The 24,226-nt window shown below is 59.8% G+C and carries 17 protein-coding genes, 5 tRNA genes and 1 pseudogene; 14 read left to right on the forward strand and 9 right to left on the reverse strand.

Going from position 1 to position 24,226, the window contains the following annotated elements; all coding sequences use genetic code 11:
• Positions 1-55 precede the first annotated feature (55 nt).
• Positions 56-259 carry a DUF1127 domain-containing protein gene (locus ABVN19_RS03570; RefSeq protein WP_319801994.1) on the forward strand — a complete coding sequence of 68 codons (204 nt, stop codon included), beginning with the start codon at positions 56-58 and terminating at the stop codon, positions 257-259.
• Between the two features lie 58 nt (positions 260-317).
• Entirely contained in the window at positions 318-1,559 is a 1,242-nt protein-coding gene (locus ABVN19_RS03575; protein WP_105641752.1) for a crosslink repair DNA glycosylase YcaQ family protein, read from the forward strand.
• Here ABVN19_RS03575 and ABVN19_RS03580 read toward each other — a convergent pair.
• Positions 1,540-2,886, reverse strand: coding sequence for a class II 3-deoxy-7-phosphoheptulonate synthase (locus tag ABVN19_RS03580; RefSeq protein WP_028943746.1), 1,347 nt, complete (start codon positions 2,884-2,886; stop codon positions 1,540-1,542). The genes ABVN19_RS03575 and ABVN19_RS03580 overlap by 20 nt on opposite strands.
• Before the next feature lie 129 nt (positions 2,887-3,015).
• Between ABVN19_RS03580 and ABVN19_RS03585 the strand changes: the two genes are divergently transcribed.
• A complete protein-coding gene (locus tag ABVN19_RS03585; protein ID WP_028943747.1) occupies positions 3,016-3,771 on the forward strand; it encodes a spermidine synthase in 756 nt (251 codons plus the stop codon).
• A gap of 323 nt (positions 3,772-4,094) precedes the next feature.
• Positions 4,095-5,790, forward strand: a pseudogene (locus ABVN19_RS03590) (DEAD/DEAH box helicase).
• Positions 5,791-5,889: 99 nt separating this feature from the next.
• Here ABVN19_RS03590 and ABVN19_RS03595 read toward each other — a convergent pair.
• Positions 5,890-6,657, reverse strand: coding sequence for a class III extradiol ring-cleavage dioxygenase (locus ABVN19_RS03595; RefSeq protein ID WP_028943749.1), 768 nt, complete (start codon positions 6,655-6,657; stop codon positions 5,890-5,892).
• A gap of 104 nt (positions 6,658-6,761) precedes the next feature.
• On the opposite strand from ABVN19_RS03595, the gene ABVN19_RS03600 reads away from it, so the two are divergent.
• Complete coding sequence (locus tag ABVN19_RS03600; RefSeq protein WP_028943750.1) at positions 6,762-7,412, forward strand: thiopurine S-methyltransferase; 651 nt, start codon at positions 6,762-6,764, stop codon at positions 7,410-7,412.
• Positions 7,413-7,456: 44 nt separating this feature from the next.
• Here ABVN19_RS03600 and htpX read toward each other — a convergent pair whose 3' ends face one another.
• Positions 7,457-8,344, reverse strand: coding sequence for a protease HtpX (htpX, locus tag ABVN19_RS03605; RefSeq protein WP_028943751.1), 888 nt, complete (start codon positions 8,342-8,344; stop codon positions 7,457-7,459).
• Between the two features lie 223 nt (positions 8,345-8,567).
• Positions 8,568-9,779 (reverse strand): pyridoxal phosphate-dependent aminotransferase, encoded by a 1,212-nt coding sequence (locus ABVN19_RS03610; RefSeq protein WP_028943752.1) that lies wholly within the window; start codon positions 9,777-9,779, stop codon positions 8,568-8,570.
• Between the two features lie 167 nt (positions 9,780-9,946).
• Between ABVN19_RS03610 and msrB the strand changes: the two genes are divergently transcribed.
• Both msrB and ABVN19_RS03620 read left to right on the forward strand, forming a co-directional pair.
• Positions 9,947-10,339, forward strand: a complete 393-nt coding sequence (msrB, locus tag ABVN19_RS03615; RefSeq protein WP_028943753.1) for a peptide-methionine (R)-S-oxide reductase MsrB — start codon at positions 9,947-9,949, stop codon at positions 10,337-10,339.
• A gap of 16 nt (positions 10,340-10,355) precedes the next feature.
• On the forward strand, positions 10,356-10,841 hold the full coding sequence (locus tag ABVN19_RS03620) for a glutathione peroxidase (RefSeq protein WP_105641753.1): 486 nt from the start codon (positions 10,356-10,358) through the stop codon (positions 10,839-10,841).
• Here ABVN19_RS03620 and ABVN19_RS03625 read toward each other — a convergent pair.
• Positions 10,834-13,194, reverse strand: a complete 2,361-nt coding sequence (locus tag ABVN19_RS03625) for a response regulator (protein WP_105641754.1) — start codon at positions 13,192-13,194, stop codon at positions 10,834-10,836. The two genes, ABVN19_RS03620 and ABVN19_RS03625, sit on opposite strands and share 8 nt — an antisense overlap.
• Before the next feature lie 82 nt (positions 13,195-13,276).
• On the opposite strand from ABVN19_RS03625, the gene ABVN19_RS03630 reads away from it, so the two are divergent.
• Entirely contained in the window at positions 13,277-14,167 is an 891-nt protein-coding gene (locus ABVN19_RS03630) for an ATP-binding protein (protein WP_028943756.1), read from the forward strand.
• A complete protein-coding gene (locus tag ABVN19_RS03635) occupies positions 14,164-14,646 on the forward strand; it encodes a GAF domain-containing protein (protein ID WP_028943757.1) in 483 nt (160 codons plus the stop codon). Before ABVN19_RS03630 ends, ABVN19_RS03635 begins: the two co-directional genes overlap by 4 nt.
• Before the next feature lie 79 nt (positions 14,647-14,725).
• Here ABVN19_RS03635 and ABVN19_RS03640 read toward each other — a convergent pair whose 3' ends face one another.
• The gene (locus ABVN19_RS03640) at positions 14,726-15,493 is read right to left on the reverse strand and encodes a hypothetical protein (protein WP_028943758.1); all 768 of its coding nucleotides are present in this window, start codon (positions 15,491-15,493) and stop codon (positions 14,726-14,728) included.
• A 336-nt stretch (positions 15,494-15,829) separates the two neighbouring features.
• On the opposite strand from ABVN19_RS03640, the gene ABVN19_RS03645 reads away from it, so the two are divergent.
• The 5 genes from ABVN19_RS03645 to ABVN19_RS03665 all read left to right on the forward strand — a co-directional run bounded on the left by ABVN19_RS03645 (position 15,830) and on the right by ABVN19_RS03665 (position 16,410).
• Positions 15,830-15,905: transfer RNA gene (locus tag ABVN19_RS03645), tRNA-Glu, on the forward strand.
• Positions 15,906-15,907: 2 nt separating this feature from the next.
• Positions 15,908-15,983: transfer RNA gene (locus tag ABVN19_RS03650), tRNA-Gly, on the forward strand.
• 104 nt (positions 15,984-16,087) lie between these two features.
• Positions 16,088-16,163, forward strand: a tRNA-Glu gene (locus ABVN19_RS03655).
• A 4-nt stretch (positions 16,164-16,167) separates the two neighbouring features.
• Positions 16,168-16,243, forward strand: a tRNA-Gly gene (locus tag ABVN19_RS03660).
• A 91-nt stretch (positions 16,244-16,334) separates the two neighbouring features.
• Positions 16,335-16,410: transfer RNA gene (locus ABVN19_RS03665), tRNA-Gly, on the forward strand.
• Positions 16,411-16,468: 58 nt separating this feature from the next.
• Here the strand turns inward: ABVN19_RS03665 and ABVN19_RS03670 are convergent.
• The 3 genes from ABVN19_RS03670 to ABVN19_RS03680 form a co-directional block, all read right to left on the reverse strand.
• The gene (locus ABVN19_RS03670; protein ID WP_146117357.1) at positions 16,469-21,073 is read right to left on the reverse strand and encodes a hypothetical protein; all 4,605 of its coding nucleotides are present in this window, start codon (positions 21,071-21,073) and stop codon (positions 16,469-16,471) included.
• 160 nt (positions 21,074-21,233) lie between these two features.
• The gene (locus ABVN19_RS03675; RefSeq protein ID WP_028943760.1) at positions 21,234-21,641 is read right to left on the reverse strand and encodes a PA2817 family protein; all 408 of its coding nucleotides are present in this window, start codon (positions 21,639-21,641) and stop codon (positions 21,234-21,236) included.
• 68 nt (positions 21,642-21,709) lie between these two features.
• The gene (locus ABVN19_RS03680) at positions 21,710-24,157 is read right to left on the reverse strand and encodes an acyl-CoA dehydrogenase (RefSeq protein WP_028943761.1); all 2,448 of its coding nucleotides are present in this window, start codon (positions 24,155-24,157) and stop codon (positions 21,710-21,712) included.
• Positions 24,158-24,226 lie beyond the last annotated feature (69 nt).

The raw sequence follows: 24,226 nt of genomic DNA on the forward strand, positions 1-24,226 counted from the left end.
GACGTCATCCAACACGGAGGGTACGACGATGAAAGGTCAGAAAATGCTCATTCTGATGTATCCCCAGTCCCGTCAGGGCTGGTTCACTCCCCTGGTCCACGGCGTGGTGCAGCAGTTGGGACGCTGGCGGCAATTGCATCGCCAGCGCATGGAGCTGGCGCGCCTGAGTGATGCGGCGCTGCAGGATATCGGCATGAGCCGCGCCGATGTGCTGCAGGAAGTGGAGCGCCCGTTCTGGGATGACCCCCTGAAAAAATGAGTCGCGCCCCACACAGGGCGGGATTACCTTGAGTGGGCTTGTTCAGAAGGAGCCGGGCATGCCCACCACTCAATCGTTTTCTCATGCGCAGGCACGTCGTCTGGCCTTGTCGGCCCAGGGTTTCGCTACCCGTGCGCCGCGCGCTCAGGTCCGTGCCGCTCACCTGTCGCAGGTGATCGAGCGCCTGGGTGTGGTGCAGATCGACTCGGTCAATGCCCTGGTGCGCTCCCATTACCTGCCGCTGTTTTCTCGCCTGGGCAGTTATCCACAGGCCTTGCTCGACCAACTCGCCTGGGGGCGTAACCGCCAACGCAAAGTGTTCGAGTACTGGGGCCATGAAGCCTCGCTGCTACCGCTGGCGCTCTATCCCTTGCTGCGTTGGCGCATGGACCGGGCGCGCCAGGGGCAGGGCATCTACCAGCAACTGGCCCGCTTTGGTCGTGAGCAACAACCGACCATTGCCCGGGTGTTGGCGGCGGTGACGGAGCAGGGCGCACTGGGGGCTGGCAGCCTGTCGACCCGAGAGGAGCGTGCCGGCCCTTGGTGGGACTGGAGCGCGGAAAAGCACGCGCTGGAGTGGTTGTTCGCCGCCGGACTGGTCACGGTGGCCGGTCGCCGCGGTTTCGAGCGCCTGTACGATCTTCCCGAGCGGGTCCTGCCTCAGGCGTTGCTGCAGCAGCCGCCGCTGGATGAAGCCCAGGCCCAGCGAGGGTTGTTGTTGCAAGCGACCAATGCCCTGGGGGTGGGAACGGAGAAGGACCTGCGGGACTACTACCGCCTGAGTCCCGCTGATAGCCGTGCGCGCCTGGCTGAACTGGTGGAGGAGGGGGTCGTTGAAGTATGTTCGGTGCAGGGCTGGCCGCAGCCGGCGTACTGCATGAGTGATGTGCGCTTGCCGCGCAAGGTGGCCGCCAGTGCCTTGCTTTCGCCTTTCGATTCGCTGGTGTGGGCGCGTGAGCGCACCGAGCGATTGTTCGACTTTCGCTATCGGCTGGAGATCTACACCCCGGCGCACAAGCGGGTGTATGGGTATTACGTGTTGCCGTTCCTGCATGACGAGCGGATCGCTGCGCGGGTGGACTTGCGTGCCGAGCGCGCCAGCGACCGCCTGGCGATCCATGCAGTACACGAGGAAGCGCACGGCCTGGACGAGGGTGGGATTCAGGCACTGGCCGATAATTTGTGGCGCATGGCGACCTGGCTGGGCTTGTCACAGGTTCAACTGAATTGCCCGCGGGCCAGTGCCGAGCGTTTGCGCCCGGCGCTGGCCCGCAGTGTGTTCAGCGGCGGACTTGCTTGAGGGTCTCGGCGATCAGGAAGGCCAGTTCCAGCGACTGATCGGCGTTCATGCGCGGGTCGCAGTGGGTGTGATAGCGGTCCGAGAGGGCATCTTCGGTGATCGGGCGGGCGCCGCCGATGCATTCAGTGACGTTCTGTCCGGTCATTTCGATGTGGATGCCGCCAGCATGGCTACCCTCGGCCTGATGCACCTGGAAGAACTGTTTGACCTCGCTGAGAATCTGGGCGAAGTCGCGGGTCTTGTAGCCGCTGCTGGCCTTGATGGTGTTGCCATGCATCGGGTCCGAACTCCACAGTACCTGGCGACCCTCACGCTCGACGCTGCGGATCAGTGCTGGCAAGTGATCGCCAACCTTCTCTGCGCCCATGCGCACGATCAGATTGAGGCGCCCGGGGTCGTTGTCCGGGTTGAGCACGTCAATCAGACGAATCAGTTCTTCGGTATTCATGCTCGGGCCGACCTTTACCCCGATCGGGTTGTTCACCCCGCGCAGGAATTCGACGTGGGCACCATCGAGCTGGCGGGTGCGATCCCCGATCCAGAGCATGTGCGCCGAGCAGTCGTAGTAGTCGTTGGTCAGGCTGTCGCGGCGCACGAAGGCTTCTTCGTAGTTCAGCAGCAGGGCTTCGTGGGCGGTGAAGAAGCTGGTTTCGCGCAGCTGCGGCGAGCTGTCCATGCCGCAGGCACGCATGAAGGCCAGGGTTTCATCGATGCGGTCGGCCAGTTGGCTGTACTTCTCGGCCAGGGCCGAGTTGGCGATGAAGTCCAGGTTCCACTTGTGTACTTGATGCAGGTCGGCAAAACCGCCCTGGGCAAAGGCGCGCAGCAGGTTGAGGCTGGCGGTGGACTGGTGGTAGGCCTGCAGCAGGCGCTCGGGGTCCGGCACACGGCTTTTTTCGTCAAAACCGATGCCGTTGACGATGTCGCCACGGTAGGCCGGCAGTGTGACGCCGCCGATGGTCTCATCACCCGCCGAGCGGGGCTTGGCAAATTGGCCGGCCATGCGTCCGACCTTGACCACCGGGCAGCCGGCGGCAAAAGTCATGACAATGGCCATCTGCAGCAGAACCTTGAAGGTGTCGCGAATTTTCGCTGCCGAAAACTCGGCGAAGCTTTCGGCGCAATCGCCCCCTTGCAGGAGGAACGCGCGCCCCTGGGTCACTTCGGCAAACTGTCGACGCAACTCCCGGGCCTCGCCGGCAAAGACCAGCGGCGGGTAGCTGGCGAGGGTCTGCTCGACGTTGAGCAGATGGGCAGCGTCGGGGTAGGTCGGTTGCTGCTGGATCGGCAGGGCGCGCCAGCTGTCAGGACTCCAGGGTTGGTTCATCACGGGCTCGATCTTGTCGTAAAAGGGCTGTGTGCCATGTTAACAGTTGCCGCGCGCCTTGTTGCACTGGCGCCATTGACGGACAATGGCGGTTTTTGCCTGGGGTAGCGGCGTGTGCCGGGAGACAGCATGACAGAGGAACGGGTGGAGCGGCTGCTGGCCCAGGTGAAGGATGACTACGGCACCATCAGTGTGCTGGAAGTCGATGACTATCGGTTTCTCGAGTTCGGCGAGGCCATCGAGCAAAGCTGCGTGTTTACGGCCGATCCGAGCTGGCTGGAGTATGACTACACCCGTGCCATGCTGATCGGCGCGTTGGGCCATGCCGAGCCCGAGAGCGCGCTGTTTCTGGGCCTCGGGGCGGGTACGCTGACCCAGGCCTGCATGAAGTTTCTGCCGCTCGAAGACATCGAGGCCATTGAACTGCGTCCCGATGTACCGCGTCTGGCCATCGAGTACCTTGGCCTGGACGACGATCCGCGTCTGTATATCCGCATAGGTGATGCGGTGGAGCTGCTGGACAGCGCTGAACCTGCCGATCTGATTTTCGTCGACCTCTATACCGATCACGGCCCAGGAGTGGCGCACCTGGCCTGGCGTTTTCTGGAAAACTGCCAGAAGCGCCTCAATCCTGGCGGCTGGCTGGTGATCAACCAGTGGGCTGGCGATGATGGCAAGCCCTTGGGTGCAGCCTTGTTGCGCGGGCTGTACCATCGTCATTACTGGGAGCTGCCGGTCAAGGAGGGCAATGTGATCCTCATGGTACCGGCCGATCTTGATCAGGAGCTGGACCTGGCCGGGCTCAATGCCCGCGCCGACGCCCTGGCGCCACGCCTGGGTTACTCGTTGCAACCGCTCATCGCAGCGATTCGACCGGCCTCCTGAGGCGCGCCGTTGAGCTGTCGGCAGAAAAACGATTCAGCCGCCAGCAGCGTTACCACCCCAGACGCCGTTTGAACGGGGTCTGGCGCTGGCGTGTTGCAATAAAAAAATCTCCCGTAAATTCCGAATTCAGGTATAGTACGCGCCGGTCTTTTACCGGACCTCGTTTAGGTAGTGCAATTCCCCGAAGCCAGCTTCGGCTGCGCGTCCGCACCGCGGACTCTCCTTAGACGTTCCTATTTTTCTTCAATCGTTTTCGCAAATCCCCGCCGACAAAGCTGCCAGGGTGACCTTCGGGTCTTACAAGGCATGTGCAGCTTTGGAGCATGGGTCTTTGCGGATGCACTTAGAGGCAGACCCATGACCCAGGAAACCGGCGGCTTCGCCGCTCTCGATCTTCATCCGAGCATTGTTGCTGCTGTGCTGGCTACCGGCTACGAAGAGCCATCGGCCATTCAGCAGCAATCGATCCCGATTATTCTCGCCGGTCACGACATGATCGGTCAGGCGCAGACAGGTACCGGTAAAACCGCTGCCTTCGCACTGCCTATCCTGAACCGCATCGACCCGAGCAAGCGCGAGCCGCAAGCCCTGATCCTGGCGCCAACCCGTGAGTTGGCGCTGCAAGTAGCCACCGCTTTTGAAACCTACGCCAAGCAGATGCCGGGCGTAACCGTGGTGGCCGTATACGGTGGTGCCCCAATGGGCCCACAACTCAAAGCAATCCGCAATGGCGCGCAAATCGTCGTTGCTACCCCAGGCCGTCTGTGCGACCACCTGCGTCGCGACGAAAAAGTCCTGGCGACCGTCAACCACCTGGTGCTCGACGAAGCTGACGAAATGCTCAAGCTGGGCTTCATGGATGACCTGGAAGTCATCTTCAAGGCCATGCCGGAAACCCGTCAGACCGTTCTGTTCTCGGCCACCCTCCCAGCTTCGATCCGCGCGATTGCCGAGCGTCACCTGCGTGACCCGAAGCACGTCAAGATCCAGAGCAAGACCCAGACCGTTACCGCGATCGAACAAGCTCACCTGATGGTCCACGCCGATCAGAAGGTTTCCGCTGTCCTGCGCCTGCTGGAAGTGGAAGAGTTCGACGCGCTGATCGCCTTCGTACGTACCAAGCAAGCGACCCTGGACCTGGCCAGTGCCCTCGAAGCCAAAGGCTACAAAGCCGCTGCGCTGAACGGTGACATTGCCCAGAACCAGCGTGAGCGCGTGATCGACTCGCTCAAGGATGGCCGCCTGGACATCGTGGTTGCGACCGACGTTGCTGCCCGTGGTCTGGACGTACCGCGCATCACTCACGTGTTCAACGTTGACATGCCATACGATCCAGAGTCCTACGTTCACCGTATCGGCCGTACTGGCCGTGCCGGTCGCGAAGGTCGTGCGCTGCTGCTGGTCACCCCGCGCGAGCGCCGCATGCTGCAGGTGATCGAGCGTGTTACTGGTCAGAAGGTTGCCGAAGTTCGCCTGCCGAACGCCCAGGCCGTTCTCGATGCTCGCATCAAGAAGCTGACCAACAGCCTGGCGCCGCTGGTAGCCGACGCCGAGTCGACCCACGGTGAACTGCTCGATCGCCTGACCGCCGACATCGGTTGCAGCCCGCGTGCCCTGGCCGCCGCTCTGCTGCGCAAGGCTACCAACGGTCAGGCCCTGACCCTGGAAGCTGTCGAGAAAGAGCAGCCGCTGGTTCCGACCTATACCCCGCGTGAGCGCACTGGCGAGCGTCCAGAGCGTGGCGAGCGTGAGCGTCGTGCGCCAATGCCGCTGGGCGAAGGTCGTGCACGCTGCCGTACCGCGCTGGGCGCGCGTGACGGTATCGCTGCCAAGAACCTGCTGGGCGCCATTCTCAACGAAGGCGGCCTGGCCCGCGAAGCGATCGGCCGCATCCAAGTGCGCGACAGCTTCAGTCTGGTCGAGCTGCCGGAAGAAGGTCTGGAGCGTCTGCTGGCCAAGCTCAAGGACACTCGTGTTGCCGGTAAGCAGCTGAAACTGCGCCGCTACCGCGAAGACTGATCCGCGAGCCATAAAAAAATCCCCGACATGTTCGGGGATTTTTTTTGCCTGGTGGGGGCGGGCTGCTGGGCAAATCGCTATCGCGGGGCAGGCCCGCTCCTACTCGAATCGATAGATATCCATCCCGAGGGCTCCGAGGGTGAACCCCTGGTGAGCAATGCCGAACTGCCCGCCCGCACCCCGGGCAAAGTACAGCGGCAGCAGGTGCTCGTCACTCGGATGGCTGCGCACGGCGAACGGTGCCTGGTGGCGGTAATCGTGCAGGGCCTGGGTGTCGCCGGCCGCAAGTTTTTCAATCATCCAGTCGCGAAATGCCTTGGCCCAGGGTTCGATGGTATCGGGGCCGGCGCGCCAGTCGAGCTCGCCCAGGTTATGGGTGATGCTGCCTGAGCCCACCAGCAGGATGTTCTCTTCACGCAAGCCGGCCACTGCGCGGCCGACCATTTCCTGCAGTTTCAGCCCGAGCTGGGTGGGCAGGGAGATCTGCACCACGGGGATGTCCGCATTGGGGTACATCAGCGACAACGGTACCCAGGTGCCATGGTCGAACGGGCGTTGCGGGTCGAGGCGGGCGGGCAGCCCTGCGCTGCACAGCAGTTCGCTTATGCGCTGCGCCAGGGCAGGCTCACCCGGGGCCGGGTACTGGAGGGCATACAGGGCCGCTGGGAAGCCGCCAAAGTCATGCCAGGTGTCGGGCTGCGGGCTGCTGCTCACCAGTAGCTCACGGCTTTCCCAGTGCGCCGACACCACCACGATGGCCTTGGGCCTGGGTAGTGCGGCGGCCAGGCGGGCAAGGGCAGGGCCGCTGGCACCAGGTTCCAGGGCCAGCATGGGTGATCCATGGGAAATAAACAGGCTGGGGAGCATGGCAAAGGTCCTGAAGGTTAAGATGGCTCTATCTTCAATCAGGTCATTGATCTAAATCTAATATAAGTTTTAGCATTATTTGATCGAAAAATTCGAGGTATGCCATGCAAGCGGAGTTCTGGCACAAGCGCTGGGCAGACAATCAGATCGGGTTTCATCAGGGGCAGGTCAACGCCTACCTGCAAAGGCACTGGGCCTCGCTGGGCCTGGCGGCGGGCAGCAAGGTGCTGGTGCCGTTGTGTGGCAAAAGCCTGGACCTGGCCTGGCTGGCGGGGCAAGGGCACCAGGTGCTCGGTATCGAGCTGTCCCAGCGCGCCATCGAGGATTTTTTTGCCGAGCAGCAGTTGCAGCCTGAAGTCAGCCAGCGTGGGGCATTCAAGGTGTATCGGCACGACGGCCTGGAGCTGTGGTGTGGCGACTTCTTTGCCTTGCGCAAGGATGACGTCAGCGACTGTGCCGGGTTTTATGATCGTGCCGCGGTGATTGCCCTGCCGCCGGCCATGCGTGAACGCTATGCTGCGCTGCTGAACGACTGCATGCCCCAAGGCTGCAAAGGCCTGATGATTACCCTGGATTATGACCAGCAGCGCCTGGACGGGCCGCCTTTCTCGGTGCCCGACCAGGAGGTGCAGCGGCTGTTTGCCACTTGGCAGCCGAAGACGCTGGAGGCGTGGGATGTGATTGAGCAGAGTCCGAAGTTTGTGCAGGCGGGGATGAAGACGCTGTTCGAGCGGGTGTACCGCTTGCAGCGTTGATAAAAAAGGGCGACCGAAGTCGCCCTTTTTCATTGCTGTGTCGATCAGCCGCGGCGGCGCAGGGCCTCGATACGATCTTCCAGCGGTGGGTGGCTCATCAGCAGGCCGGCCAGGCCCTGTTTGAGGCCGCCATTGATGCCGAAGGCGTTCAGGGTGTCGGGCATGTGCACCGGCACGCCTTGCTCCGAGCGCAGGCGCTGCAGGGCGCCAATCATTGCGCTGGTGCCGGCCAGGCGGGCACCGGCTTCGTCGGCACGGTACTCGCGTTTGCGCGAGAACCACATGACGATAATGCTGGCCAGGATGCCCAGGACCAATTCGGCAACGATGGTTGCGATGTAATAGGCGATACCCTGACCTTCTTCGTTCTTGAAGATCACCTTGTCGACGAAGTTGCCGATGATGCGGGCGAAGAACATGACGAATGTGTTGACCACGCCCTGTACCAGCGCCAGGGTCACCATGTCGCCATTGGCCACGTGGCCGATCTCGTGGGCCAGTACGGCGCGCACTTCATCGGGCGAGAAACGCTCCAGCAGGCCCTGGCTGACGGCAACCAGGGCGTCGTTGCGGTTCCAGCCGGTGGCAAAGGCGTTGGCCTCGTAGGCCGGGAAGATGCCCACTTCCGGCATCTTGATACCGGCCTCGCGGGACAGCTCTTCGACGGTTTGCAAAAGCCATTGTTCGTGGCGGGTGCGCGGCTGGCTGATGATCTGGGTGCCGGTGCTCATCTTCGCCATCCACTTGGAGATGAACAGCGAGATCAACGAGCCGGCAAAGCCGAACACGGCGCAGAAAATCAGCAGCTGGTCGAGCTTGAGGTCAACCCCGTTTGCCGCCATGAACCCATTGAAGCCGAACAGGCTCAGGGTAATGCTGGCAATCAGCACAACCGCAAGGTTGGTGGCTACAAACAGTAAGATGCGCATCATGGTTGTTACGTTCTCCTGACGGATAAAAATGTCACGTATGCGGGGTATATAAGGTGCGGGCCCCAGTGATTCAACCGGGCGACTATTTCAAACTGTGTACTTTCCTGTATTACAGCCGAATTCCGCTATCCCGCGCGCCAGAGCGCCGAGTCCTGTAAAAGGTGGGGGCTTGATCTGAAAGGCCCACGCCGTAAGGCGCGGGCGCTTCCCATGTGCTTGCAGATTACTGCTGATATGTCTTTAGGAAATTTCCGATACGGCCAATGGCCTGCTCCAGGTCGTCGACCCTTGGCAGGGTGACCACGCGGAAGTGATCCGGCCATGGCCAGTTGAACGCCGTGCCCTGGACAATCAGCAGCTTTTCCGAGAGCAGCAGGTCGAGAACGAACTTCTCATCGTTGTGAATGGGGCAGACTTTCGGGTCGATCCGTGGGAAGGCGTAGAGCGCGCCCATCGGTTTGACGCAGCTGACGCCGGGAATGTCGTTGAGCAGCTCCCAGGTGCGGTTGCGCTGCTCGAGCAGGCGCCCAGGCGGCAGGACCAGGTCATTGATGCTCTGGTAGCCGCCCAGGGCAGTCTGGATGGCGTGCTGGCTCGGCACGTTGGCGCACAGGCGCATGTTGGCCAGCATGTCGATGCCTTCGATGTAGCTCTGGGCATGTTGCTTGGGCCCGGAGATGGCCAGCCAACCCGAACGGAAGCCTGCCACCCGGTAGGATTTGGACAGGCCGTTGAAGGTCAGGCAGAGCAGGTCCGGGGCCAGCGACGCGGTGCTGATGTGCACGGCTTCGTCGTAGAGGATCTTGTCGTAGATCTCGTCCGAGAACACCACCAGGTTGTGCTGGCGTGCTAGCTCGAGCATGCCCAGCAACAGTTCGCGCGAGTACACGGCGCCCGTCGGGTTGTTCGGGTTGATGATCACCAGTGCCTTGGTGTTGGAGGTGATCTTGGACTTGATGTCGTCAAGGTCGGGGAACCAGTCGGCCTGCTCGTCGCACAGGTAGTGCACCGGGTTGCCGCCAGCCAGGCTCACGGCGGCGGTCCACAACGGGTAGTCGGGAGCCGGGATCAGTACTTCATCGCCGTTGTTGAGCAGGGCCTGCATCGACATCACGATCAGTTCGGAAACACCGTTGCCCAGGTAGATGTCTTCGATGCCGACGCCTTCAACCTGCTTTTGCTGGTAATACTGCATTACCGCCTTGCGCGCGCTGAACAGGCCCTTGGAGTCGCTGTAGCCTTGGGCCGTCGGCAGGTTGCGGATGACATCCTGGAGGATTTCATCCGGCGCCTCGAAACCAAAGGGCGCCGGGTTGCCGATGTTCAGCTTGAGGATGCGGTGGCCTTCCTCTTCCAGGCGTTTGGCGTGCTTGAGCACCGGGCCGCGAATGTCATAGCAGACATTGGCGAGCTTGTTCGATTTGCTGACCTGCATGATGTGATCCCGATTAGAAAAGATCGCCGCGCACTGCGCTGTGAAAACGTTTGAAATGCGTGTAACGCGGGTGCCAGACTGATGTCTGATGAGGCGCAATAATATACGTGCCGCCCGCGTTGTGGAAAAGACGCAGCGCGGGGTTTTTAGTCTGCCGAGGCCTGCAAATGGACAAGATCGAGAAAACCCTGGATGAATGGCGTGCAATGCTCGACCCCGAGCAATACAACGTCTGCCGCCTGAAAGGCACGGAGCGCCCATTCAGCGGCAAATACAACGGGACCAGGACCGACGGCGTCTACCACTGCATCTGCTGCACTGCCCCGTTGTTCGATTCAAAGTCCAAGTTCGACTCCGGTTGTGGCTGGCCGAGCTTCTACGCGCCCATCCAGGACAGCGCGATGGTCGAGATTCGTGATACTTCCCACGGCATGATTCGCACCGAAGTGACCTGTGCCCAATGCGATGCCCATCTGGGTCATGTATTCCCCGATGGGCCGCCGCCGACCGGGCTACGCTATTGCATCAACTCGGTCTGTCTGGACCTGGTTCCACGCTAACTGAGGAGATGCGGCCATGGCCGACGCGTTGCTGAACCTTCCCTGCATTACCCTGGGCGGTGAGCAGAAGGTCCTGGGGGATTTCCAGGGCAAGGTGCTACTGGTGGTCAACACCGCCAGCCAGTGCGGTTTTACCCCGCAATACAAGGGTCTCGAACAGCTTTGGCAACGCTATCGCGACAGCGGCCTGGTGGTGTTGGGGTTCCCGTGCAATCAGTTTGGCAAGCAAGAGCCGGGCGATGCGCGGGAGATTGCCCAATTCTGCGAGAAGAACTTCGGTGTGAGCTTTCCGCTGTTTCGCAAGATCGAGGTCAACGGGGCCCAGGCGCACCCCTTGTTCGTAGAGCTGAAAAAGCGCGCGCCAGGGTTGCTCGGCTCGCAAAGGATCAAATGGAATTTCACCAAGTTCCTCGTCGATCCGGCCAGCGGTCGTGTCACGCGCTATGCACCCAGTACCAAGCCCGAGGTCTTGGCTGCCTCCATCGAGAAGTTGCTCAGGTAGCGGTCAAGGGAACCCAATGGTCGATCAGGGCCAGTAGTTCTTCTCGTCGAAAAGGCTTGGCCAGGTAGTCGTTCATGCCCGCCGCCCGGCAACGCTCGCGCTCTTCGGGCATGGCGTTGGCGGTCAGGGCGACGATGGGGAGGTCGGGCCAGTGTCCGCTCTGGCGGATTCTGCGGCTGGCCTCATAGCCGTCCATGACCGGCATGTTGCAGTCCATCAAGACAAGGTCGAACGGTGTGGCATGCAACTGCTCCAGTGCCTCGGCGCCGTGGGCGGCGATGTTCACTTCGCAACCCAGTTTGGCCAGCATGCCCTTGGCCACCAATTGATTCACCGGATTGTCTTCCACCAACAGAATGCGTGCGCGGCGTTCGCTGAGCAGGGCACCGTGGTGTGCCGACAGGTGGGTGCTGTCATTGCCAATCAGAGTGCGTCGCAGGGTCTGGTACAGGGCGTTGCGTGCCAGGGGACGGGCTTGTTGTTGAAGCGGCGCCAGCTGCGCCGCCTGTTCGCCGGGGAGAAAGTTGCCGTAGGCGGTCACCAGCAAAATCGGCGTCGTGATCTGCGGACGCAGGCTGAACAGACAGTCCAGGTTATCGGTGATCAGAAGATCGGGTGCGGCACTGTTCAGTTCGTCGGGGCTGTCGTAGCGCTGATAATCCAGTCCCCAGTCGGGTAGCACGGTTTCCAGCAACTCGGCCAGGCCGCTGGCGGCATTGCTGATGGCGGCAATACGACCGCGCAAGCGCTCGGCCGGTACAGCCAGGCTGTGGGTGGGCAGGGGCAGCTCGGCACAGAACTGGCTGCCGAAGCCGGCTTCCGAGCTGATGCTAAGACGCCCCTGCATGGCTTCACACAAGTTGTTGGTCAGTGCCAGGCCGAGGCCTGTGCCACCGTACTGGCGGGTGATGCCGGCACCGGCCTGGGTGAATGGTTGGAAAATGCGCACCTGGGCTTCCCTCGGAATGCCGATGCCTGTGTCGCACACTTCCAGGCGTACACCGCCGGTATAGGCGCCCAGGCGCACGTCGACACGGCCGAAACGGGTGAACTTGAGTGCGTTGGACAGCAGGTTGCTGACTATCTGCCGCACGCGTGTGGGATCGCCCAGGACCATGGAGGGAAACTGCGGGTCGATGAGGCAAGTGAGCTCGACATTGGGCGCTGCATTTTGTGACAGCAGGTTGGCGGTGTCTTCGACCAGGGCGCCCATGTCGAACGGTATGCGTTCAAGCTCCAGCTGGCCTGCATCGAATTTGGAGAGGTCGAGGATATCGTTGAGCAGTTCCACCAGCACTTTTCCTGAATCATGGGCGATGGACAATTGCTGGCGTTGTTCGGCATTGAGCGGGCTGTCCAGGCACAGAGCGATCATGCCCAGCAGGCCATTGAGCGGGGTGCGGATCTCATGGCTCATGTTGGCCAGGAAAGCCGCCCGGGCTTGCGCCATATCCAGGGCCTGGCGCCTTGCCTGTTCAAGCTCCTCGTTGGACTGGCTCAGGCGGGTATTGCTGGCCTTGAGCTCGAGGGTGCGCGCCGAGACAATGTTTTCCAGCTCGTTGAGATAGTCGGTCAGGCGATTCTCGGCATTGCGTCGCTGCTGGATTTCAGTGCTCATGCTGACGAATTGCTGATTGGCCACTTTGACCAGTACGCCAATCTCATCGTGTTCGTGGCCCGGCGGAAACGACAGTTTCGATTGTGCGGGGTGGCGGGTATTACTCTTGGCCAGGGCGCTGATCACCCGCACCAGCGGTTGGGTCAGCATGAAGTAGAACAGGGCAAGGAGGATGCAGGTCAAGACCAGGCTGCGTACGAAGCCATTGAGCAGGGTGATTTCGGCCCGTTCGAGAAAGCGATTGCCGAAGGCAAATGTATCAACCTCCAGGTACAAGGTACCCAGGTACTCGTCTGGCATGTGGCTGAAGAACAAGGGGTCCTGGAACTGTCGGCTTTCACCGAACAGAAAGTCACTGATAAAGCGGTAGCTGCTTTCCTGGCGTGGTCGATGGACGTCGGCCAGTACGGTTTCATTGTTGTCGATCAGCCAGGCTCGGGTGATCGCTGGCGATTGCAGCAGTCCGCCCGTCAACTCCTGGGCAAGTTCGGCATCTATGTTGTAGGCAATGCGTGAAGCCGGGTTATGGCTGATTTTCAGTAATGCCTGCATCTCACGGTTGATGGAGGCATCTTCACTGGCATAATCCATACCGATCTGGATGAGACTGAGCAAGGTCCCGAGGATGAAGCCGACCAGGACCGTCAGTCGGGCTTGCTTGTAGGACAGGCGATTGGTGAACTTTATATCCATGAGCCCCGAGCCAGTTTCACGTTCCGTGCGCTGCGCAAGCATAGCCGATCAACCCCGGCTGCTGGCATGCCCTGTCACGCATTCAGTTGCGCCGTTGTCCTTGAATTTGTCTTGAGGAGCTGTTGTGGACTCTCGTTTGAATGCTTTTCTGGAGCGCGCCGAAACGGTGCTCGCTCGCCTCGAACCCTTGCTGCCCGCACCACGTCCGCAGATCGACTGGAACCACTGCCTGGCTGCACGTTGGCAGCGCGACGGTCGCAGCGGCTACTTGCTGCCGCTGGAGGTCAGCCTGGATATGCGCCTGTCGGACCTGATTGGCGTTGACGTGCAGCGCAACCAGTTGGGGCGCAACACGCGTCAGTTCCTCGACGGGATGCCCGCCAACCATGCGTTGCTGTGGGGTTCGCGCGGCACGGGCAAGTCTTCGCTGGTGCGCGCCTTGCTGGCTGAGCACGCCGAGGCAGGCTTGCGCCTGATCGAGATTGAACGCGATCACCTGGCCGACCTGCCGCGCGTGGTCGAGCAACTGAGCAAGCTGCCTCAGCGCTTCGTACTGTTCTGCGATGATCTGTCGTTTGAAGCCGGGGAAGGTGATTATCGGGTGCTCAAGAGCGTGCTCGACGGTTCGCTTGAGCAAGCACCGGACAACGTGCTGTTGTACGCCACCTCGAACCGCCGGCACCTGGTGCCGGAGAAGCAGAGCGACAATGAAAACTGGAAGATGGTTGACGGCGAGCTGCACCCCAACGAGGCGGTAGAAGACAAGATTGCCTTGTCGGATCGTTTTGGGCTGTGGCTGTCGTTCTACCCCTTTACCCAGGAGCACTTCCTCGATGTGGTCGAACACTGGATCACCGAGCTGGCCAAGGGGCCGGGGCTGGTCTGGCAGCGTGACGAGGAACTTGAAAAAGCCGCAGTGCGCTGGGCAACCGGCCGCGGCAACCGTAATGGCCGTTGTGCCTATCAGTTCGCTCGTTATTGGGTTGGACTGCAACTGTTGGAGCAAAAGCAATGATCGACCTGAACGCTTCCGAGGCCGGGCTGGAGGGCTATGGCCTGTTGGCAGCGCAGCTGGAAGCCTTGTTTGCCGATGAGCGTGACTTTATCGCCAATGCGGCGCAGTTCTCGGCTTTTATCTATAGCCAGGTTGAAGATCTGAACTGGGCGGGATTCTACCTGAATCGCAATGAGGAGCTTGTGCTCGGGCCATTCCAGGGGCAGGTTGCCTGTGTACGTATCCCGTTCGGTCGGGGTGTCTGTGGCGCGGCGGCGGCCAGTCGTGAAACTCAACGAGTCGACGATGTGCATGCCTTCCCGGGGCATATCGCATGTGACAGCGCATCGAACAGCGAACTGGTGATCCCGCTGGTCAAGGAAGGGCGTTTGATTGGTGTGCTGGATCTGGACAGCCCCAGGCATGGACGCTTCAGCGTCGAGGACCAAGCTGGGCTTGAGAAGTTGGCGGCGATTTTCCTGCGCCTGACCGACTGCTGATACGCGCAGGAGCGAGCTTGCCCCGCGATAGCGATTAATCAGTCAAATCGCTACCGTGGGGCAAGCCCGCTCCTGCAAATCAATCGTAGATAACCTTCTTCTTCCAGTCATCGTTGCCGTCGGTCTTCAGCCCTTCGGTCAGCTCGTTGACTTCATCTGCTGCGGGCTCGAGCTGGCTCAACACTTGGGCGTTGGCGCGGGCCAGGAGCTTTTCCAGGTACTCGAGCTGTTCGCGGTACAGCGCTGGGTCTGGCTGCTTGCGCAGGTACTGGACCCCTCGCTCGAAGGCCAGGCGTGCGTGCCCCGGCTGGTTCTGCTGCAGCGCCTGCTGGCCCAGGTTGTTGAAGAACTCGATATGCAGCAGTACCAGGATGTGGCGGATTTCCTTGATCCAGGCCTTGGCTTCGCTGGTAGGCAGAAACCCTTCCTGGGCGGCGCGGGTAATCTGGTTGTGCAGGCCTTCGAGCAGAAAACGTACATCCTTGGCCCGGGCTTCGGTCTGGATCGGCGCGGGTGGGTTGTTCACCGGCAGCGCCTCGCCCTGGGCGATCAGGGCTTCAAGTTCGGCAATGCGTGCGCGGATTTCGCCGTTGTGCTTGTCCACGGCGAGCTGGCGCTGGTTGAGGTTGAGTTCAAGGCGGGTCAGCAGCAGTTTCAGGGCAGGGGTCATCAACTGGCCGGGAAAGGTTTCGGTGATCTCGCCACAGCGGCGCAAGCGATCAGCCAGCTCGATCTTCAGCCGCGCGCGCTCGAGCTTGTTACTCTCGACTACGTTATTGAGATAGCCGATCACGATCAATAACGCGATCCCCGCCACAATAAGCAGGGTGATCATAAGTGGTGTCACCGTTAACGCCTCATACAGGATGATTTACCATTTGAGTGTAGTGGCTAAGCATTTAGGCGGATAGGGTTGTTTGGCGGTAGTCACGGCCCCTTGATGGCGTTTTGCCGCTGGGTTGCCGCAGCCGTAAGGGTTTGGGTCACAGATGTGTGCCAATAAATAAACGCCAAGGACCAGGCGCGGGCCATCCAGGTACAGCACTGCAAAGCACTGGGAAGTCATTGATTTAAATAAATTTATACAGAGGGGTTGACGACTTCCCAAAGCATCCCTAGAATGCGCGCCACTTGCAGCGTAAAGCACACAGCGGAACGCGGCAGGGAGTGAATGTTGTAGTGTGTCCCCTTCGTCTAGTGGCCTAGGACACCGCCCTTTCACGGCGGTAACAGGGGTTCGAGTCCCCTAGGGGACGCCAATGCGGGAATAGCTCAGTTGGTAGAGCACGACCTTGCCAAGGTCGGGGTCGCGAGTTCGAGTCTCGTTTCCCGCTCCAGTTTACAAAAGCTCTGCTTTACGGCAGGGCTTGTAAAAATCCAGATACAGGCCTTCAGGGTTTGAATCTGGTCACTGAAACATGCGTTGCATGTTTTGGGCGTCGTCCCCTTCGTCTAGTGGCCTAGGACACCGCCCTTTCACGGCGGTAACAGGGGTTCGAGTCCCCTAGGGGACGCCATTTTGCGGGAATAGCTCAGTTGGTAGAGCACGACCTTGCCAAGGTCGGGGTCGCGAGTTCGAGTCTCGTTTCCCGCTCCAAATTCTTTCTGTGGCGTTGGCACGCTGCAGATCAGGAAAATAGGGCAATTGCCCTTTTTTTCTGCCCGGTGAAAGCCGGATGCTTCAAAATGCGGGAATAGCTCAGTTGGTAGAGCACGACCTTGCCAAGGTCGGGGTCGCGAGTTCGAGTCTCGTTTCCCGCTCCAAATCTAAAAACGCCGTTCAATTGAACGGCGTTTTTTTTTGCCCCCATATTCCTCTACATCAGTGACGATGCTGATCGGCAAGGCTGAATAGCGAACTCCCCAGCGATGTTGAGACTTCTACCCGCAGAATACTTCGTACTTCCAGGCCTTGCTGCGCCTGCCGGCGTTGGTACTCGATACCCTTGCGTGCATCCGCCAGTGATTTCAGGTGGCCGCTACCGTGAGCAAAGCGCTCTCGTGGGGTGTTGGCCTCAGGGTAATGAAAATGGGCTTCCCACAGCGGCTGGGCCTGCAGATCGGTGATCAGGTATTTATCCATGTAGTGGCGTTTGCTGCCTTTACCAATCAAAAGCCTGGTGTCGTTCAGTTTTCTGACGTTGACCTCTTGCAGGCGTATCAGATTGGTCAGGTAGCTGGCATTGGGTTTTTCAGGGTTCTTGTAGATCTTCAGCGTCAGTTCGTGGGCCAGATTTCGCAACATGTCACTGTTTTTGACAAGGTCCTGGCGCTGCTCGAGCCATTGGGTTTCAAGCGGGGCGTTAGTCGCCTGCCTGTCAAAATTTGCGATCAAGGCGTTCAAGGTGTCGACGCGGTTTAGTAAGGGTTCGTAGACGTTTGCAGCCACTGCATCGTTCCCCTGAGCCTGAGCGTTGGCCTGCCGAACGAGTCGATCAATATCCTTGAGGTTTCGAGTTGCAGCATTACCCAGTTGAGCGAGTGTGCGCTCGGCTGCGATGACTTTTTCCCGCCATCCATTGAGTAGGGTGTGCTCAACCTGTCGTGGCGTCGATCCATCACTGACATCCAGCAAAGTCAACGTGTTGGTATCGGCTCCCCGCTGCTCCGCCAGTACCAGCCGGTAGTTGTCGTGATGCTGCATGGCAATGATGCGTTTGCTTCGGCGGACGGTGTGTGGATGTGAAGAGGTGGAGGGCAGGGCTGGCAGGTATTCGATGTCTATGCCCTTCAAGTCGGTGGAGGGCGCTTGCTTCCCTTCATTCTGTTGCAACAGAACTTGCAATTGCTGCAGGCTTCGGTCACGGAAAAAGTCCACAACTTTGATGCATTCATCAATGTGCGCGGCGTCGGAATCGAGCGCATTGGAAGGATGGTCTTCCTTGAGGAGTTTGTATCCTTCACCGATTGCATCAAGCCGTTCCTGGAGGTGTGCGAGCAGTGCGAATTGTTTGTCTTCAGGCGTTTGAGCGATATCGATCAGTAACAAGGCTGCCTGGGTGAAGTCATGTTGCAGGTGCAACGGTTGCGGCCTGAGTGTTGCGGGCGCAGTCAAGTCGTGTGTATCGCTGACACTCAGCAACTGGCTACGCAGATTCACCATACCGATGCGGACTTGGTAGTGCGTGTATAGTGAGTCGATATCATTGATCTGTTGATACTCGACTCGGGGGAGCGCCTGCTGGTCAAGTTGAGCCAAGAGCTGGTCGCGTTGATGCGTCAAGGGAAGTTTTTCGATAAAACTGTCCAGGGCAATGCGTCGAGACCTACGGTAGTCGCCGCATACTTTAGGCGTGAGTAAAGCATTGAAAATATCCAGGCCCGAAGTGGGGTCCAGATTGTCGTCGTCCAGCCTGTCGTGCATGTCCAGATCGGCGATCAGGGCAACGTGATTCAGCGCGAGAATCAATTTCCCTACAATCAATTGGTAGCTTTTTTGGAAGTGAGCGGGAGAGTCCAATAGGGTGAGGAATTCCCGGTGCTGCTCCAGCAAGGTCTTGTGCAGCTCCAGGTCTTGAATGTATTCGTGGTATTTTTGCTTGGCTGTGTCGCGCTTCGCCCCAGGCTGGGATGTAACGTTCGCGATGATTGGCATGACCCTTACAAACTTATCGAGTTTGTCTGCTGACGCATTGAGCTCCTGCTTGATCTTTTCGTTCTTTGCCTTTATTTCCATCAACTTGCGTCCACCACCAGCACCCCTGCCAGACCCTCCTAGCCCACCAATTAGAATGCCTTGCCAGTGGCCCTGACCGTCCAGAGCGATAGCCTCGCTGCGGCCGGGACGTGATGCCTGGTACTCGTTGTTCGCTGCCTGAGCAACAGGGTCTTGGGCATGTACAATGCGCCAGATTGCTTGCGCTGGTGAAGAGGCTTGTTTGTCACGCAGCACTTGATACACGCCGTCTTCGATCAACACATAGTATTTGTGATCAAGTGTGATAATCCCTTCGCTATTGGGCTGTGCTTCCCCGACGTCCATTGGCAGGCGAAAGGTGGATAACCGCGATGCGCTCAGTGGAAACTGATTGGTATGCGGTAACAACTCCACCAGATCGGAACGCAGCCCTGCGGCCTGGCGCTGAAGGGTGTTGATCAGTGCGTCGTTGGCGTAGACATCGAAGCCGATAGCTATGCGTTGTTCGTCATTTAGCGTGCGAAGTATCGCTTTGGCCAAGCCGGCCTGGCCGGACCCGATCTGAATCAAGTCGCCGGTGTGGAAGCTACCTGCGTAGCGATTGGATGTGCGGTACAGATTAATGAAGGTCTGGGGGGCTTCCAATGCGTATTGGGCAAGGACAGTGGGTGTAGCAGTGACTTGTCCGCCGTGATCAATTGCACCTGTGTGCACACGAATGCCCAACGACGTTGGCCAGCCAGGGCGGCTGATGAGGAGCGCGCAAAATAGCGCTTCGCTATCGGCGGGGTTTGAAAAATCTGCGGTTGCCGAAAAGCCAAAAACACCTTGCAGTACGCGTTGCTCCATTTGTACTTGCAGGATGGCGTTCAGTGCCTCACTGGAGATCGGGCTGTCGCTGCCGAGCGTGCGCAACTCTGGGTGCTGCAGAAACAGATGGTCACGCGCTGCTGGAGAAAGCGCAGGAAATCGCTCGGTCAATGCCCCGGGATCGTCTGCAAAACCAGGTTTGAAATCCGTGAGCTCCAGTTGAAGTACTTCGAGCAATTGCCAGGGAGGTGTGGCACCTGAGCGCCAGAGCAGGTCCAGTTGCGAGCGTTCTACATTCGCCAGGCCCAGTAACCACTGGGCCCTCTGGGGTTCGATGGTCGGCAGATGTTCAGGCAGAAGCTGTTGAAGCAATAGGGTGTCAGTCAAGTTGTCGGTGCTGTCGTACGCTGAAAGATATTCATGGTGATCGTCGTCCGGCCAGTGCAGGGCCTGCCGGTGACTTCCCAGGTTGACGATGCTGGGATTGCCCATGGAGTTGATCAGTTGGCGAGTCCGGCGCCTTGAGAGCCTGGCCCCTATTCCTTGTAGGCGGGCGCTGATAGCAAGATCCGAGATATCGCCCAGCGCTTGTATGAACTCCGTACGATTGCCGTGATTCAGGGCAATGCCGGCAGTGAAGGTCTGATAGGCCATGCTGCCAAACGTAGCAGCCAACATTACCCGGTTGAGCCCGGTAACGCCCCCCGGCGCAGGAAGCGTGAGTAGCTCCAATGTCTGCCATAAAACGATGCTGGCGTGATCGGACAGCGATTTGAAGCGTCGCTCGCCAAGTGTCACCGCCAATGAAGCCAGGTTCGATTTGACCGTGGACTTTTCCAGCAGGGTCAAGTTTTCGCGCAGTGAGTCTTTACAGGCGTATGGACTGATCGCGAGTGTGTGCTGCGGCGTTGTTGTGTCTCCGAAGGCGGCATAGAGAAGTTTGGCTGCCCAGTTCAGGTCTGATCGATTGATGGCGGGGGTTTTCAGGTGATTGCGCAGCGTTATCTGGTCACTGTGCTTCAAGGCTGCGATAAACCAGGCCTCCGTGGGGTTCGCTCGAATTTGCTCGATGATTGAGTCAACGGCCTCGTCGTGACTGAAGTGTCGACGCAAAGCCCCGCCGGGGCGATTTGGAAAATAGCTGACGCTTTGGTGAGTGCCGAATGCCGTAAACCGCCGAAGAAAAAAAGGCAGCGGAATGGATGCGTCGGCGAACGTGAGTTTGCACTGGGTCCAAGGCTGGGCTTTATCGTTAAAGATGCCAGCTATTGCGGGTAATTCCTGTGGCGTAATACCGTTTGCTTGCGGTTCGCGAATGGCATCCAGTCCGGCAAGTTCGAACAGGTTCTCATGGTATTGAGATAGGAGCCTATTAGCATCGGCAGTCATTGCCGTGTCCAGGCGTGATTGCAACGCTGTCCCCAGATCAAGGCGGTGGGCAACCTGCTCGAAGGTTTCCGCACTGAGGACTGGCGTGTGCTCCTTTGCGCCATTGGCATGTCGACTGATATAGCTGTGTTCCAGATAGCTGTTTTGGTAGGACGGCGGATACGTGTGGGATAAATCCAACCTTGCCGCATCCCAGAGGGTAAAGGACTGAGTGCGTTCTCTGGCGGCGGTGGCGGCGAGGTCTCTACGGCTACGAACGGGCACTTCAAGAATTTTAGTGTGGAAGTACCAGGTCGTTGGATCGATGCGCTCTTGGCCATGAACGGGGAGGGAGTCCTGGAGGCGTTTGACGCTGTCTTGCTCGAACGTTGCCATGCAATCGGCAAGTAACTGAATCAAGGTGTTCTGTTGAGTGCCAATCAGCTTGCTCAGCTGTAGGTATCGTTGCTGGCTTTCGCTGTCGAGTGGTCCGAAATAGAGGTTTAGATTGTTCTCGATATACGTCAAGACGCGCTGATCCATATGGCTGCGCGCGGTATGAAAAGCAGCTTCATCAGGATGAACGGGTGGGGTTCGTGGCTGATCTGACATGATGGCTTCCTGCAGTCTATGAGCCTTTTGGCCCGTGGTTGAGTGCAGGAAGAATGAAAGGGTGTTGTAACGGCTGGGGGCTAAATATCTATTGCGGGGCAACGCTGCCTGGTGTGGCCAGGTCGCTGCAATTCCCCGTCGGGAATTGCAGCGAGTCTTTTCAGTGCTTGCTGTCGTCGTCGGACATGCTCAGCAGCTGTTTTTCCTGGTTCCAGTCGAAGGGCTCGTCGCTCTGCTCGGCTTCGTAACGACGCTCTTCCAGGGTCTGGTACACCTGAAGTTCTTCGTCCGGCATGTAGTGCAGACAGTCACCACCGAAGAACCACAGCAGGTCTCGTGGTACCAGATGGGCGATTTGCGGATAGCGCTGGATAACCTGGCACATCAGGTCCTGGCCCAGGTAGGTGCTTTCCGGGTCGACCGGCAGTTGTAGCATCAGGTCGTCGAAACGCTCCAGGAACAGCGCGTGGCTTTCTTCCGGCACCTGCTCGGCCTCTCCCAGGGCAGCCAGGATAGTGCGCAGGTGGGAGAGCAGGGCGAGATGATATTCCAGGCGATCGGTAGCCATGCAGGCGGTCCTCATGAGCAAAAACGGGCGCGGGAGTATACGGCTCCCGGCGCCCGATGTCCCGGCCCTTATCGAATTTTGCCAGGGGTGGGTTGCAGAGCTTCCTTGCTGAATGCATCGACATCTATCACGGTGCGTCGAGCTGCCTCGGCGGCGTGCAGGGTCTGTGCTTCGTCAGCCTCAAGCGCGCCGACGCGCAGGGCCGCCTCGATAGCTGACTCGCCTGGTGTCGGGTTGACCTGGCCGCTCTTTAGCGCCTGATGCAGTTTTTGCTGCAAGGGAATGCACGCATCGAGCAGGGTGCTGGCCTGTTGCAAGGCGCCAACTGGATCATTGGGGTCTTGTGGGCGGTAGCAGCCGGCAAGCAGTTCCTCCAGTGCCGGGTCGCCTTTGGCGCGGCCGATCAGCGCAGCCACCTCTGCGTCCAGTGCGTCGCTTGGACCGGTATGCCGGCGCCCAAACGGGAAAACCACCAGGCGCAACGCGCAGCCCAGCCAGCGATTGGGGAAGTTGTCGAGCAGGCGGTCCAGGGCTTTCTCTGCCAGGCCCAGGCTTTCCTCCAGGGCCCAGCGCAGTAGCGGTTGCAGATGTTCTGGGGAGCCAAGGTCGTAGTAACGCTTGAGTGCGGCTGAACTCAGGTAGAGGTTGCTCAACACATCGCCCAGGCGTGCAGACAGTCGCTCGCGGCGTTTAAGCTCACCACCGAGCAGCATCATGCACAGGTCAGCTAGCAGGGCGAACGCCGCCGCCTGACGATTGAGGGCCCGGAAATAGCCCTGGCTCAGGGCATCGCCGGGGGCCTTCTCGAAGTGGCCCAGGCCAAGGCCCAGGACCAGGGTGCTGGCAGCATTGCCGACAGCGAAGCCGATGTGCTGCATCAGCAACTGGTCAAACTCGTTGAGCGCCTGGACATGGTCTTCCCGTCCGGCCAGGGCCATTTCCTTGAGTACGAAGGGGTGGCAGCGAATTGCACCCTGGCCAAAGATCATCAGGTTGCGCGAGAGGATATTGGCGCCCTCTACCGTGATGAAGATCGGCGCCCCTTGCCAGTTTCGCCCAAGGTAATTGTTCGGCCCCATGATGATGCCCTTGCCGCCATGTACGTCCATGGCGTGCTGGATGCACTCGCGGCCGCGTTCAGTCAGGTGGTACTTGAGAATCGCCGACAGCACCGAAGGCTTTTCTCCCAGGTCGACAGCCTTCGCCGTGAGTAGGCGGGCGCTGTCCATCAGAAAGGCATTGCCGCCGATCCGCGCCAGGGATTCCTGGATGCCTTCAAAGGCCGCCAGCGGCACATTGAACTGCTCGCGAATCCGCGCGTACTGGCCGGTGACCAGGCTGGTGTACTTGGCAGCACCCGTACCCACTGCGGGCAAGGAGATCGAGCGTCCGACCGACAGGCAGTTCATCAGCATCATCCAGCCTTTGCCGAGCATGGCCTGGCCGCCGATCAGCAAGTCCAGCGGCACGAACACGTCCTTGCCACTGTTGGGACCGTTCATGAAGGCTGCCCCCAAGGGCAAGTGGCGCTGGCCGATCTCGACGCCTGGGAGATCGGTGGGAATAAGCGCCAGGCTGATGCCCAGTTCTTCCTCATCGCCCAGCAGGTGTTCCGGGTCATAGGCCTTGAAGGCCAGGCCCAGCAATGTCGCAACGGGTCCCAGCGTGATGTAGCGCTTTTCCCAGTTCAGGCGCAGGCCAACGACCTCTTCGCCCTGCCATTGGCCTTTGCAGATAATGCCAGTATCGGGCATGGCACCTGCGTCGGAGCCAGCAAGTGGACCGGTGAGGGCAAAGCAGGGGATCTCATCGCCGCGGGCCAGGCGTGGCAGGTAATGGTTGCGTTGCTCGTCGGTGCCGTAGTGCAGCAGCAGTTCGGCCGGCCCCAGGGAGTTGGGGACCATGACGGTCGAGGCCAGGTCGCCGCTGCGCGTCGCCAGCTTCATGGCGACCTGAGAGTGGGCGTAGGCCGAGAAGCCCTTGCCGCCGTATTCCTTGGGAATGATCAGGGCGAAGAAACCATGGGACTTGATATGCTCCCAAGCCGCGGGCGGCAGGTCCAGGTCCTGGCCAATCTGCCAGTCGCTGACCATGGCGCAGAGTTCCTCGGTAGGCCCGTCGATGAAGGCTTGTTCCTCTTCGCTCAGTTCTGCCCGGGAGTAGCCGAGCAGGGTGTTCCAGTTCGGGCGACCGCTGAACAGCTCGCCATCCCACCACACGGTGCCGGCGTCTATGGCTTCACGCTCGGTCTGCGACATGGGCGGAAGGGTGCGCTGGAACCAGCCGAACAGCGGGCCGCTGAAGACCTTGCGGCGAAGGTCGGGCAGCAGCACCAGGGCCGCTTTTGCCGCTAGCACCAGCCAGAAGATCGCCAGTAGCCATCCGGGCGCGTGACTGAAAATACCCATCAGCAGCACATAGGCCGCGAGGATGGCCAGCGCCGGCACGGCGCCAATGCGTCGGTGGGCCAGATAGGCTGCACCGATCACCAAAACAACCAACCACAACAGCAACATATCCTTTCCTCCGTGAACGTCGGGGTATCGAGCGACCCCTCAGAGCTTAGTCGGCATCCAATATTCGGC

The organism is Pseudomonas vranovensis (genome assembly GCF_040438935.1).
Classification (GTDB): Bacteria; Pseudomonadota; Gammaproteobacteria; order Pseudomonadales; family Pseudomonadaceae; genus Aquipseudomonas; species Aquipseudomonas vranovensis.